Here is a 13,122-nt window from a genome sequence, read left to right as displayed (position 1 = left end):
GATCGGCCTACCCTGCAGCAGACCGGAGACGAAAGGAGAGACGTCGATGCGTGCCATGTTGCTGGAACAGATTGGCCAACCCTTGCAGCTGCGCGAGCTGCCCGTGCCGCCACCGGGGCCTGGCGAGGTTCGCGTGCGGGTGCTGGCCTGTGGCGTCTGCCGCACCGATCTGCACGTGGTCGACGGCGAACTGCCGGAGGCGCCGCTGCCGATCATTCCCGGCCACGAGATCGTCGGTCGGGTCGATGCCTTGGGCGAGGGCGTGACCGGCTTCGAGCCGGGCCAGCGGGTCGGCATTCCCTGGCTGGGGCACACCTGCGGCACCTGCAGCTACTGCCAGCACGCCGAGGAAAACCTCTGCGACGCGCCGCAGTTCACCGGTTACACCCGGCCCGGCGGCTACGCCGAATACGTGGTGGCCGATGCCCGCTTCGCCTTTGCCCTCGGCGAGGAGGGCGACCCCGTGGCGCTGGCACCGCTGCTCTGCGCCGGGCTGATCGGCTGGCGTTCGCTGGTCAAGGTCGGTGACGGCAAGCGTCTCGGGCTGTACGGCTTCGGTGCCGCGGCGCATATCGTCATGCAGGTGGCGCGCTGGCAGGGGCGCGATGTCTATGCCTTCAGCCGCCCGGGCGATGTGGCCGCGCAGGATTTCGCCCGTTCGCTGGGCGCGGTCTGGGCCGGTGATTCGGGCGAGCTGCCGCCGGTGCCGCTGGATGCCGCGATCATCTATGCGCCGGCGGGCGAGCTGGTGCCGGCCGCCTTGCGCGCGCTGCGCAAGGGTGGCCGGGTGGTCTGCGCCGGCATCCACATGAGCGATATCCCGAGCTTCCCCTACGACATCCTCTGGCAGGAGCGCGAGGTGGTCTCGGTGGCCAATCTCACCCGCCAGGACGGCCTGGAGTTCTTCCCGGTCGCCGCCCAGGTCGGCATCCATACCGAAACCCATGCCTACCCGCTGGAGCAGGCCAACCAGGCGCTGGATGATCTGCGCCACGGGCGCTTTCAGGGTGCTGCGGTGCTGGTGCCGTAAGGGCGACGCGCAGGATGCGTCGGCACAAGATTTCGTAGGGTGGAAAACGGCGCAGCCTTTTCCACCGGATGGCCGAACCCGGAAACGAAAAACCCCGCCGAGGCGGGGTTTCTGACGCAGGTTGCGCGGTCAGGCTCAGAAGGCCGGAACGACGGCACCCTTGTACTTTTCCTCGATGAACTGGCGTACTTCCTCGCTGTGCAGCGCGGCAGCCAGTTTCTGCATGGCGTCGCTGTCCTTGTTGTCCGGACGGGCCACCAGGATGTTCACGTAGGGCGAGTCGCTGCCTTCGATCACCAGGGCGTCCTGGGTCGGGTTCAGCTTGGCTTCCAGCGCGTAGTTGGTGTTGATCAGCGCCAGGTCGACCTGGGTCAGCACGCGCGGCAGGGTCGCGGCCTCCAGCTCACGCACCTTGATGCGCTTGGGGTTGTCGGCAATGTCCTTTGGCGTGGCGGTGATGCCGGCGCCTTCCTTGAGGCTGATCACGCCGGCCTTGGCCAGCAGCAGCAGGGCGCGGCCGCCGTTGGTGGCGTCGTTGGGGATGACTACGTTGGCGCCATTGGGCAGCGCATCCAGCGACTTGTGCTTGCTGGAATAAGCACCGAAGGGCTCGATGTGCACGCCGGCCACGCTGACCAGATCGGTGCCCTTGCCCTTGTTGAACTCATCCAGGTACGGCTGGTGCTGGAAGAAGTTGGCATCCAGACGCTTCTCGGCGACCTGGATGTTCGGCTGCACGTAGTCGGTGAATACCTTGATGTTCAGCGTCACGCCCTGCTCGGCCAGCTGCGGCTTGACGAACTCCAGCAGCTCGGCGTGCGGCACGGCGGTGGCGGCGACGGTCAGGGTTTCGGCGGCCTGGGCGGAAAACGCGGCAACGGTGGCCAGGGCGGCAATCAGTTTCTTCATCGTTCGGTTCCTTCGTAGGTTGAGCGGGGTGCGAAGGTTCGCTCGCCCTGGTTGCGGTTCATTTACGCGAAAAGTGCGTCACCAGCCGGTCGCCGACGCTTTGCAGCACCTGCACCAGCACCAGCAGCAGGACCACGGTGACCACCATCACGTCGGTCTGGAAACGCTGGTAGCCGAAGCGGATGGCCAGGTCACCGAGGCCGCCGGCACCCACCACACCGGCCATCGCGGTGTAGGACACCAGGGTGATGGCGGTGACAGTAATGGCGGCGATGATGCCCGGACGCGCTTCGGGCAGCAATGCGCTGAAGATGATCTGCCGCGTCGTCGCGCCCATGGCCTGGGTCGCCTCGATGATGCCGCGGTCCACCTCGCGCAGCGCGGTTTCCACCAGGCGGGCGAAGAACGGCGCAGCACCCACCACCAGCGGCGGAATCGCCCCAGCGACGCCCAGCGAGGTGCCGGTGATCAGCACGGTGAACGGAATCATCACGATCAGCAGGATGATGAACGGCAGCGAGCGCAGCACGTTGACCACGAACGACAGCGCGGCGTACAGCGGGCCGTTCTCGAACAGCTGGCGCGGGCCGCTGAGAAACAGCAGCACGCCCAGCGGCAGGCCGAGGATGATGGTGAACAGCAGCGAGCCGCCGAGCATCAGCAGGGTGTCCAGCGTGGCCAGCCAGATTTCGTACCAGTCCACATTCCCCAACAAAGAGCTGAAAAGGGCTTCCATCAGCGCAGCACCTCCACATGCACGTCGGCGGCCTGCAGACGGGTCATCGCCGCCGCCATGTCACCGCCGATCAGCGCCAGGGTGAGCTGGCCGTAGGGGGTGTCCTTGATGCGGTCGATGCGCCCGGACAGGATGCTGTAGTCGACGCCGGTTTCGCGGGCGACGGTGCCCAGTAGCGGCTTGTAGGTGGAATCGCCCTGGAACGTCAGACGCAGGATGCGGCCCGGCACGTGGGCGAAGTCATCGTGCATCTCGCTTTCGTCCATCGCCTCGTCTTCCAGCACGAAGCGCTGGGTGGTCGGATGCTTGGGGTGCAGGAACACCTCGGTCACCGGGCCCTGTTCGACGATGGCACCGGCGTCCATCACCGCCACGCGGTCGCAGACGCGGCGGATCACGTCCATCTCGTGGGTGATCAGCACGATGGTCAGCTTCAGCTCGCGGTTGATCTCGGCCAAGAGCTGCAGCACCGAGGCGGTGGTCTGCGGGTCGAGGGCGCTGGTGGCCTCGTCGCAGAGCAGGATGCTCGGCTCGGTGGCCAGCGCCCGGGCGATGCCGACGCGCTGCTTCTGGCCGCCGGAGAGCTGCGCCGGGTACTTGCGTGCGTGGTCCTTGAGGCCGACACGGTCGAGCAGGGCGGCGACGCGGGCGTCGATCTCGCTGCGCGAGCGGATGCCGGCCAGGCGCAGCGGCATGGCGACGTTGTCGGCCACGGTCTTGGACATCAGCAGGTTGAAGTGCTGGAAGATCATCCCGACGCGCTGGCGGAAGCGCCGCAGGCCGTCGGCATCGAGCGCGGTGACATCTTCACCGTTGACCAGGATGCGCCCGCCGGAGGGTTCCTCGAGGCGGTTGATCAGACGCAGCAGCGTGCTCTTGCCGGCGCCGGAATGGCCGATCAGGCCGAACACTTCACCGGAGGCGATCTCCAGCTGCGTCGGCTGCAGGGCGGGAACGTCTCTGCCGCCGGTCCGATAGGTTTTGTGGACTTGATGAAATTCGATCACGGGCGAACCTTGTGGGTGCGGCGTTCGTTGCCGGGATAGTCGGCGAAAGCCGGGCATTCTACCCGTTTGGCGGTCGGGTCGCTCGAATGCGCCCATTCGATTGACTGAATATATTGCTGCCATAGGCAATGCAAATCGTCGCAGCCGGCAACCTTGCAGCCGTTGCGGGGGTCACTAACCGGTACGCCGTGAATCGATCACGCATCTGCCCCCACGTCGGGCCGATCGTTCGCGGTTCAGCTAACCGGCTAACCGAGGCCCATCATGACCGACAAGACCCCCAAACAGAGCGAACTCGCCGGCACCGATACCGTCGACCGCGCCAATCACAACGCCAAGCTCGATCAGCTGGAAGAGTTTCGCAGCGACGCCACCGGCGAGGCGCTGCGCACCAATCAGGGCGTGAAGATCGCCGACAACCAGAACACTCTCAAGGCTGGCGATCGTGGGCCCTCGCTGCTCGAAGATTTCATCATGCGCGAGAAGATCACCCACTTCGACCACGAGCGCATCCCCGAGCGCATCGTGCATGCCCGCGGTGCCGCGGCGCACGGTGTGTTCCAGAGCTACGCCGATCACAGCTGGCTGACCAAGGCCTCTTTCCTTTCCGCCGAAGGCAAGGAAACCCCGGTCTTCACGCGCTTCTCCACCGTGCAGGGTTCGCGCGGCTCGGCGGACACCGTGCGCGACGTGCGCGGCTTCGCCACCAAGTTCTACACCGACGAGGGCAACTTCGACCTGGTCGGCAACAACATGCCGGTGTTCTTCATTCAGGACGCGATCAAGTTTCCCGACTTCGTGCATGCGGTCAAACCCGAGCCGCACAACGAGATCCCGCAGGCCCAGTCGGCTCACGACAGCTTCTGGGATTTCGTCTCGCTGACGCCGGAATCGGCGCACATGGTGCTCTGGACCATGTCCGACCGCGCCCTGCCGCGCAGCTACCGGGCGATGGAAGGCTTCGGCGTGCACACCTTCCGCCTGATCAATGCCGAGGGCATCAGCCGCTTCGTCAAGTTCCACTGGAAGCCGGTGGCCGGCGCCTTCTCGCTGGTCTGGGACGAAACGCTGAAGATTGCCGGCAAGGACCCGGACTTCAACCGCCGCGACATGTGGGAGTCCATCGAGATGGGCGACTACTTCGAGTGGGAGCTGGGCGTGCAGGTGGTGGAAGAGGCCGACGAGCACAAGTTCGACTTCGACCTGCTCGACCCGACCAAGATCATCCCCGAGGAGCTGGTGCCGGTGCAGAAGCTCGGCAAGATGACCCTCAACCGCAACCCGGACAACTTCTTCGCCGAGACCGAGCAGGCCGCCTTCCACATCGGCCATATCGTGCCGGGCATCGACTTCACCAACGATCCGCTGCTGCAGGGCCGGCTGTTCTCCTACACCGACACCCAGCTGCTGCGTCTCGGTGGGCCGAACTTCCACGAGATCCCGATCAACCGCCCGCTGTGTCCGTTCCACAACAACCAGCGCGATGCCTTCCATCGCCAGACGATCCACAAGGGCCGCGCCAACTACGAGCCCAACTCCATCGACAGCGGCTGGCCCAAGGAAACTCCGCCGGCGGCGCAGGGCGGCGGTTTCGAGAGCTATCCCGAGCGCGTTGCAGGCCACAAGATCCGCAACCGCAGCGAGTCCTTCGGCGACCACTTCTCCCAGGCCACGCTGTTCTGGAACAGCATGAGCGGCCCGGAGAAGGAGCACATCATCGGCGCCTATACCTTCGAGCTGGGCAAGGTGGAGCGGGTGTTCATCCGCGAGCGTCAGGTCAATGAAATCCTCGCCAACATCGACCTGGAGCTGGCCCGCCGCGTCGCCGAGGACCTGGGTCTGCCGGCGCCGAGCGCACCGACCGTCACCACCAGGGCGTCCAGCGTGCAGAGTTCGCCGGCGCTGAGCCTGATGAACCATGCGCCGGGCAATATCAAGTCGCGCAAGGTGGCCATCCTGGTAGCCAACGGCGTCGATGGTGCAGCGATCGACGCCTTCAAGGCCAAGCTGGCCTCGGAGGGCGCGCTGGCCAAGATCATCGGGCCGTCACCGGCTCCGGTGAAAACGGCGGACGGCACGATGCTGCCGGTGGATGCCGCGATGGATGGCATGCCCTCGGTGATGTTCGACGCCGTGTTCGTCCCGGGCGGCGCCGATGCGGCGGCAGCCATGGCCAAGTCCGGCGAAGCCAAGCACTACGTGCTGGAGGCCTACAAGCACCTGAAACCTATCGTCATGCTCGGCGCCGCGCGTCCGCTGCTGGCGACCCTGGGCCTGCAGCCCGACGCGGGTCTGCTGGAAGGCGATGATGTTGATGGGGTGTTCGGCAACTTTGCCCAGGCACTCGGTCAGCATCGCGTCTGGGCGCGCGAGGCCGCCGCGGAGGCCATCCCCGCCTGAGGTTTGCGCCAGGTTCGAACCGGGTATCCGCCGGTTCGGACCTTTGCGATTCATCGACCAGAAACGCCGGCGCATGCCGGCGTTCTGCTTTTTTTACTTGGTTAATTCGCCGCAGAGCCCCGCAATAGACGCAGGTCATGGTTGCGGTGGTCTGGCTTGCCCATGCTGCAGGCGTATCTGTCAGCGGATGGAGCCAGACCATGAGCGATACCCAAACTGCAGCCCGTCAGGGGCTGCTCGGCATCCCGATCGGCCTGTTGGTGGCCATGCTTGCGCTGATTGGCGTGCTGCTGATGCCGTTGCCTGCCGATTTGCCCGTGGCCGGCCAGCGGGTGCTGGCCATCCTGGTGTTTGCAGTGGTGGTGTGGATCACCGAAGCGGTGTCCTACGAGGTCAGCGCAATCATGATCACCGCGCTGCTGGCGTTTCTCGTCGGCACGGCGCCTACGCTGGAAAACCCCGAGGTGGTCTACGGCACCTCCAAAGCGATCGGCATGGGGCTTTCCGGTTTTGCCAATCCCGCCCTGGCCCTGGTCGCGGGCGCGCTGTTCATCGCCGCGGCGATGACGCTTACCGGGCTGGACCGCCGCATTGCGCTGATGACCCTCTCCAGGGTCGGCACCAGTTCTCGGCACATTCTCGGCGGTACGCTGGTGGTCATCGTCCTGCTCAGCCTGGTGGTGCCCAGCGCCACGGCGCGCGCCGCCTGCGTGGTGCCGATCATGCTCGGCATCATCACCGCGTTCGGCATCGACAAACGCTCGAATTTCGCCGCCGGCATGATGATCATCGTCGCCCAGGGCACCAGCATCTGGAACATCGGCATCCAGACCGCGGCGGCGCAGAACCTGCTGCTGGTGGGCTTCATGGACAAACTGCTGGGTGAGCGGGTCAGCTGGATCGACTGGCTCATCGCTGGCGCGCCCTGGGCCGTGCTGATGTCCTTCGTGCTGCTGTTCATCGTGCTCAAGCTGCTGCCGCCGGAAACCGAGCGGATAGCCGGTGGCAAGGAAGCCGTGGCCCGTTCGCTCGCCGAACTCGGGCCGATGACCTCGGCGCAGAAGCGCCTGCTCGCCGTGTCCATCGGGCTGCTGCTGTGCTGGGCCACCGAGGGCAAGCTGCACAGCTTCGACACCACCAGCACCACCTACGCCGGCCTGGTGATCCTGATGCTGCCGCGCATCGGCGTGATGAACTGGAAGGAGGTCCAGACACGGGTGCCCTGGGGCACGGTGATCGTCTTCGGGGTCGGGATCAGCCTCGGCACGGTATTGCTCACGACCCAGGCCGGACAGTGGCTCGGCGCGCAGGTGGTGGCCCACACCGGGCTTGGCGTGGTGGGGCCGCTGGGCATCTTTGCCATTCTTGGCGCCTTTCTCATCGTGATCCACCTGGGCTTTGCCAGTGCCACGGCGCTGACCTCGGCGATGCTGCCGATCCTGATTTCGGTGTTGCTGAGCCTGCCGGGCGACTTCAGCCGGCTGGGGATGACCATGCTGCTCGGTTTCGTCGTCAGCTACGGCTTCATCCTGCCGATCAACGCACCGCAGAACATGGTCTGCCTGGGCACCGAAACCTTCAGTGCCCGGCAGTTCGCCAAGGTCGGCGTGCTGGTGACGCTGATCGGTTATCTGAGCATGTTGCTGTTCGCGATGACCTGGTGGCGCTGGCTGGGTTGGATCTGAGCAGCCCAACATTTTGGATCGACGCCTGGCAGCACTGATGCGCTAGGCGTTCTTGCCCGGTAGCGCCTCCAGCTCGCGCCAGTGCAGGAACAGGCGCAGATCGAACTCGATCTGCCCGTAGCCGGGCAGCATGTGTTCGCACAGCTTGTAGAAGGCACGGTTGTGCTCGCTCTCACGCAGATGGGCGAGTTCGTGCACCACGATCATCCTGAGAAATTCCGGCGCCGCCTCGCGAAACAGTGCGGCGACGCGGATCTCCTTCTTCGCCTTGAGCTTGCCGCCCTGCACCCGTGACACCGCGGTATGCAGGCCCAGCGCCCGATGGGTCAGGTCCAGGCGATTGTCATAGAGCACCTTGTCGATCGGCGGCGTGCTTTTCAGGTACTCCTGCTTGAGCTGCTGCACGTAGCCGTACAGCGCCTTGTCGCTCTGCACCTCATGCCGTGCGGGGTAACGCCGCTGCAGATAGTCGCCCAGACGGTCCTCGGCAATCAGCTGACGCACCTGAGCCAGCAGCGGCTCGGGGTAGCCGCGCAGGTATTTCAGGTCGCTCATCAGGCGCGTTTCGGCCAGGCGAAGCTGAGCAGGAACAGTGCGGCGGCGCTGACCACGATGGACGGGCCGGCCGGGGTGTCCTCGTACCAGGACAGCGTCAGCCCCAGGCACACCGCGACGATTCCGAGGATGCTCGCGCCCAGCGCCATCTGTTCCGGCGTGCGCGCGTGGCGCTGTGCGGCGGCGGCGGGAATGATCAGTAGCGAAGTGATCAGCAGCACGCCGACGATCTTCATCGCCACGGCGATCACCACGGCGATCAGCAGCATCAGCGCCAGGCGGATGCCGGCCACCGGCAGGCCTTCGACCTTGGCCAGCTCCTCGTGCACGGTGATCGCCAAGAGCGGCCGCCACAGCGGGATCAGCATCAGCAGCACCAGGGCGCTGCCGCCGATGATCCAGGCCAGGTCGCTCGGCCCGACGGCGAGCAGGTCGCCGAACAGGTAGCCCATCAGGTCGACGCGCACATCCTTCATGAAACTCAGCGAGACCAGGCCGAGCGACAGCGTGCTGTGGGCCAGGATGCCGAGCAGGGTGTCGGAGGCCAGCGGCTGGCGCTGCTGCAGGGTCACCAGCAGCAGGGCGAGCAGCACGCAGCCGACAGTCACCGCCAGCGTCAGGTTGACGTCCAGCATCAGGCCGAGAGCGACGCCGAACAGCGCGGCGTGGGACAGGGTGTCGCCGAAATAGGCCATGCGCCGCCAGACGACGAAGGAGCCGAGCGGGCCGGCGACCAGCGCCAGGGCGAGGCCGGCGAGCAGGGCGTTGAGTAGGAAATCGGGCATGTCAGTGCTTGCAGTTCGGGCCGTGGACGTGGGGTTTGCCGATCACCACGCTGCCGTGCAGGTCGTGGCTGTGATCGTGCTGATGGTGGTAGATCGCCAGGCTGCGCGCATCCTGGCCGAACAGCTCGACGAAGGCCGGGTCGCTGCTGACCTGCTCCGGATGCCCCGAGCAGCAGACGTGGCGGTTCAGGCAGACCACCTGATCGGTGGCGCTCATCACCAGATGCAGGTCGTGGGAGACCATCAGCACGCCGCAGCCATAGCGGTCGCGCAACACGCCGATCAGCCGGTACAGCTCGGCCTGGCCGGCGACGTCGACACCCTGCACCGGTTCGTCCAGCACCAGCAGCTCCGGTTCGCGCAGCAGGGCGCGGGCGAGCAGCACACGCTGCATTTCGCCACCGGAGATCTTCTGCAGCGGGCTGTCGATCACATGCTCGGCACCGACTTCACCTAGCGCCGCCAGGGCGCGGGCGCGATCGACGCCGGGGACCAGGCGCAGAAAGCGCAGTACCGACAAGGGTAGGGTGGGATCGACGTGCAGCTTCTGCGGCATGTAGCCGACACGCAGTTTCGGCTTGCGCCAGACCTGCCCGCGATCCGGTTTGAGCAAACCGAGCACGGCACGCACCAGGGTGGTCTTGCCGGCGCCGTTGGGGCCGATCAGGGTGACGATCTCGCCGCGATGCACCTGCAGTTGCGCGCCTTCCAGCACGTTCTGGTTGGCGAAGCGCACATGGATGTCATCCAGCCTCAGCAGCACTTCGCTCATGCGGCGTTCCGGCAGTTCGAGCAGAGGCCGACGACTTCCACGGTCTGGCCCTCGACGGCAAAACCGACGCTGCCCGCGGCGCTGTCGATGGCGGCGGCGATGGCCGGCTGCTCGAGCTCGATGGCGGTGTGGCAATTGCGGCAGATGAGGAACTGGCCCTGGTGCGGATGCTCCGGGTGATTGCAACCCATGAAGGCATTGAGCGACGCGATGCGGTGCACCAGGCCGTTTTCCAGCAGGAAGTCCAGCGCACGGTAGACGGTGGGCGGCGCGGCGCGACGGCCGTCCTGCTCGCTCAGCACGGCGAGGATGTCATAGGCGCCGAGCGGCCGGTGGCTTTGCCAGACCAGCTCCAGCACGCGCTTGCGCAGCGCGGTCAGACGTACGCCCTGGCGTGCGCAGAGGCTGTCGGCTTCGGCCAGCGCGTGGCTGACACAGTGGTTGTGGTCATGGGGCGTGCAGGCCAGTGGGGTCTTGGACATGGGCGGCGACGTGTTGGGGGCGAGACGTTATTATGTACCAATCCAACCCCTTCGAGTGATGCCCGTGAATCGTCTTTACTCCCTTCCGTTGCTGGCGGTGCTGCTCGCTGGCGCCGCCTCCGTTCAGGCTGAAGTCCGCGTACTGACCAGCATCAAGCCGCTGCAGCTGATCGCCGCGGCGGTGCAGGACGGCGTCGGCACGCCGGATGTGCTGCTGCCGGCCAACGCCTCGGCACACCATTACTCATTGCGCCCGTCCGACGTACGGCGCATTCGTGAAGCCGAACTGTTCTACTGGATCGGCCCTGATCTGGAGAGCTTCCTGCCGCGGCCGCTCAGCGCTCGCGACGGTACGACCGTGGCCGTGCAGGACCTGCCGAAGCTGACCCTGCGGCGCTTCGGCGATGCAGACGCGCATGCCGAGGACGAGCATCACGATCACGATCACGATCACGACGATCACGACGATCACGACGGCCATGACCATGATGCTCACGGGCATGAAGAGGTCGCACATGGCGGGACTGCCCATGCCGACGAGCATGATCACGACCATCGCCCGGGTGCGCTCGATGCGCACCTGTGGCTGCTGCCGGCCAACGCCGTGGTGATCGCCGAGCGCATGGCGGCGGATCTGGCCGCCGCCGATCCGGCCAATGCCCCGCGCTATCAGGCCAACGCCTCGGCCTTCGCCCAGCGTGTCAAGGCACTCGACGCCCGCCTCAAGCAGCGTTTCGCCAAAGTGCAGAACAAGCCGTTCTTCGTCTTTCACGAAGCCTACGACTACTTCGAGGCTGCCTACGGCCTGCGCCATGCCGGCGTGTTCACTGCCGGTGGCGAAGCGCAGCCGGGCGCGCGGCATGTGGCGGCGATGCGCGAGCGCCTGCAGCAGGCCGGGCCGAGCTGCGTGTTCAGCGAACCGCCGGCGCGCCCGCGCCTGGCCGAAACGCTGACCGCCGGCCTGCCGGTGAAGATGGCGGAACTGGACGTATTGGGCGTCGGCCTGCCGACGGACGCCAAGGGCTACGAACAGTTGCTCGAAGGTTTGGGCGACACCCTGGCGGACTGCCTGGAGTCGCTGTGATCTGGTGGCCTGTTGGGTGAGTTCAGTTGGTCAATTTCGGCGCCCGTGGCCCCGATACTGTGTTGCTGCTCCTTGCCTCGGAGCCATGTTCATCCGGACTTGCCTCAACCCACTCACCGCACAGGCCACTAGCGCCCGGCCTGATCTGACAGGCCGGGTCATCGCCTCCGCAGCGCTGTGTCAGCCGGCCTTGCGGATGCCGTCGGCGAGCAGCTCCATCATCTGGTCGATCTCGGCCTTCTCGACGATCAGCGCCGGCGACAGCGCAATGGTGTCGCCGCTGGCGCGTACCAGCAGGCCCTTCTCGAAACACTCGCGGAACACTTCGTAGCCGCGCTTGCCGACGCCATCGGCATGGGCGGCGAACTGGATACCCGCGACCAGCCCGACCGTGCGGATATCGATCACGTTGGGCAGGTCGCGCAGGCTGAACAGCGCTTCCTGCCAGTAGGGCTCCAGGTCGATGGCCTTCTGGAACAGGTTTTCCTGCTGATAGATCTGCTGGGTCGCCAGTGCCGCCGCGCAGGCCACCGGATGCCCGGAGTAGGTGTAGCCGTGGAAGAACTCGATGACGCTTTCCGGCCCCTTCATGAAGGCATCGAACAGGTGGTCGGCGACCAGTACCGCGCCCATGGGGATCGCGCCGTTGGTCAGGCCCTTGGCGCAGGTGAGGATGTCCGGCGTGACGCCCCAGCGCTGCGCGGCGAAGGCGTCGCCAACGCGGCCGAAGCCGGTGATGACCTCATCGAAGATCAGCAGAATGCCGTGTTTGGAAGTGATCTCGCGCAGCCGCTGCAGATAGCCAACTGGCGGCAGGATCACCCCGGCCGAGCCGGACATTGGCTCGACGATCACCGCGGCGATGTTCTCCGCACCATGCAGCGTCACCAGCCGCTCCAGCTCATCGGCGCGCTCCACGCCGTGCTGCGGCAGACCCTTGCTGAAGGCGTTGCGCTGCAGATCGAGGGTATGCGGCAGGTGATCGACACCCGGCAGCATCGGGCCGAAAGCGCGGCGGTTGTTGGCCATGCCGCCCACCGACATGCCGCCGAAGCCGACGCCGTGGTAGGCCAGCTCGCGGCCGATCAGCCGTGTACGCGAGCCCTGACCGATGGCGCGCTGGTAGGCCAGGGCGATCTTCAGCGCGGTATCCGCCGACTCCGATCCGGAGTTGGTGAAGAACACCCGGTTCAGCCCTTCGGGGCTGATGGCGGCCAGTTTCTCGGCCAGCTCGAAGGGTAGCGGGTGGCCCATCTGGAAGGTCGGGGCGAAGTCCATCCTGGCGATCTGCTTGCTTACCGCTTCGCTGATCTCGCGTCGGCCATGGCCGGCATTGCAGCACCACAGCCCGGCCGTGCCATCGAGCACCTGGCGACCGTCGCTCGCCGTGTAGTACATGCCCTCGGCGCTCTCCAGCAGGCGCGGCGTGGCCTTGAACTGACGGTTGGCGGTGAAGGGCATCCAGAAATGATCGGGTGAGACGTTGGGATGGAAATCCTGGGACATGGGGCGGGCTCCGGCGACGAGCGACTATGCTGCAGCGGCGCCGCAGCGTTTTGATCGAGTCTATGTTTAATAAAACGAACAAAACAAGGCGATTGACCGGCCGTTCGTAAAAAATATTGATAGGGTCCGCGCCGCTGGTTTAGGGTGCCTTTTCCACAGCCCGAAGACCTG

At 65.9% G+C, this 13,122-nt stretch carries 12 protein-coding genes; 4 read left to right on the top strand and 8 right to left on the bottom strand.

The annotated features are described in order from the left end of the window. Nucleotides 1–46 precede the first annotated feature (46 nt). Nucleotides 47–1,030: a zinc-dependent alcohol dehydrogenase family protein gene (locus EA798_RS11905; RefSeq protein WP_122099072.1), complete on the top strand. Its 984-nt coding sequence runs from the start codon at nt 47–49 to the stop codon at nt 1,028–1,030. 135 nt (nt 1,031–1,165) lie between these two features. On the opposite strand, the gene EA798_RS11900 is transcribed toward EA798_RS11905, so the two are convergent. From EA798_RS11900 to EA798_RS11890, 3 genes are read right to left on the bottom strand one after another with little or no spacing between them, the layout of a single operon-like run. Further along, a complete protein-coding gene (locus EA798_RS11900; protein ID WP_106157027.1) occupies nt 1,166–1,939 on the bottom strand; it encodes a MetQ/NlpA family ABC transporter substrate-binding protein in 774 nt (257 codons plus the stop codon). Between the two features lie 58 nt (nt 1,940–1,997). Continuing rightward, on the bottom strand, nt 1,998–2,675 hold the full coding sequence (locus EA798_RS11895) for a methionine ABC transporter permease (protein ID WP_106157029.1): 678 nt from the start codon (nt 2,673–2,675) through the stop codon (nt 1,998–2,000). Further along, complete coding sequence (locus EA798_RS11890; protein WP_106157031.1) at nt 2,675–3,682, bottom strand: methionine ABC transporter ATP-binding protein; 1,008 nt, start codon at nt 3,680–3,682, stop codon at nt 2,675–2,677. Before EA798_RS11890 ends, EA798_RS11895 begins: the two co-directional genes overlap by 1 nt. A gap of 264 nt (nt 3,683–3,946) precedes the next feature. On the opposite strand from EA798_RS11890, the gene katE reads away from it, so the two are divergent. Both katE and EA798_RS11880 read left to right on the top strand, forming a co-directional pair. Then, the gene (katE, locus tag EA798_RS11885; RefSeq protein ID WP_122099071.1) at nt 3,947–6,082 is read left to right on the top strand and encodes a catalase HPII; all 2,136 of its coding nucleotides are present in this window, start codon (nt 3,947–3,949) and stop codon (nt 6,080–6,082) included. 200 nt (nt 6,083–6,282) lie between these two features. Further along, complete coding sequence (locus EA798_RS11880) at nt 6,283–7,767, top strand: DASS family sodium-coupled anion symporter (protein WP_122099070.1); 1,485 nt, start codon at nt 6,283–6,285, stop codon at nt 7,765–7,767. A 42-nt stretch (nt 7,768–7,809) separates the two neighbouring features. Here EA798_RS11880 and EA798_RS11875 read toward each other — a convergent pair whose 3' ends face one another. The 4 genes from EA798_RS11875 to zur are packed head-to-tail and all read right to left on the bottom strand — an operon-like array spanning nt 7,810 to nt 10,361. Continuing rightward, complete coding sequence (locus tag EA798_RS11875; RefSeq protein WP_122099069.1) at nt 7,810–8,322, bottom strand: M48 family metallopeptidase; 513 nt, start codon at nt 8,320–8,322, stop codon at nt 7,810–7,812. Next, nucleotides 8,322–9,107, bottom strand: coding sequence for a zinc ABC transporter permease subunit ZnuB (znuB, locus tag EA798_RS11870; protein WP_014595334.1), 786 nt, complete (start codon nt 9,105–9,107; stop codon nt 8,322–8,324). Before znuB ends, EA798_RS11875 begins: the two co-directional genes overlap by 1 nt. 1 nt (nt 9,108) lies before the next feature. Beyond that, nucleotides 9,109–9,879: a zinc ABC transporter ATP-binding protein ZnuC gene (znuC, locus tag EA798_RS11865; protein WP_003282404.1), complete on the bottom strand. Its 771-nt coding sequence runs from the start codon at nt 9,877–9,879 to the stop codon at nt 9,109–9,111. Then, nucleotides 9,876–10,361 carry a zinc uptake transcriptional repressor Zur gene (zur, locus tag EA798_RS11860; RefSeq protein ID WP_122099068.1) on the bottom strand — a complete coding sequence of 162 codons (486 nt, stop codon included), beginning with the start codon at nt 10,359–10,361 and terminating at the stop codon, nt 9,876–9,878. Before zur ends, znuC begins: the two co-directional genes overlap by 4 nt. A gap of 64 nt (nt 10,362–10,425) precedes the next feature. Between zur and EA798_RS11855 the strand changes: the two genes are divergently transcribed. Next, the gene (locus EA798_RS11855; RefSeq protein ID WP_122099134.1) at nt 10,426–11,445 is read left to right on the top strand and encodes a zinc ABC transporter substrate-binding protein; all 1,020 of its coding nucleotides are present in this window, start codon (nt 10,426–10,428) and stop codon (nt 11,443–11,445) included. A 180-nt stretch (nt 11,446–11,625) separates the two neighbouring features. On the opposite strand, the gene aptA is transcribed toward EA798_RS11855, so the two are convergent. Next, the gene (gene aptA / locus EA798_RS11850) at nt 11,626–12,951 is read right to left on the bottom strand and encodes an omega-aminotransferase AptA (RefSeq protein WP_122099067.1); all 1,326 of its coding nucleotides are present in this window, start codon (nt 12,949–12,951) and stop codon (nt 11,626–11,628) included. Nucleotides 12,952–13,122 lie beyond the last annotated feature (171 nt).

The sequence above is a fragment of the Pseudomonas songnenensis genome (assembly GCF_003696315.1).
In the GTDB taxonomy this organism is placed as follows: domain Bacteria; phylum Pseudomonadota; class Gammaproteobacteria; order Pseudomonadales; family Pseudomonadaceae; genus Stutzerimonas; species Stutzerimonas songnenensis.
The sequence above is the reverse complement of the archived record's forward strand: the minus strand, read 5'-3'. Positions and strand labels throughout refer to the sequence as shown.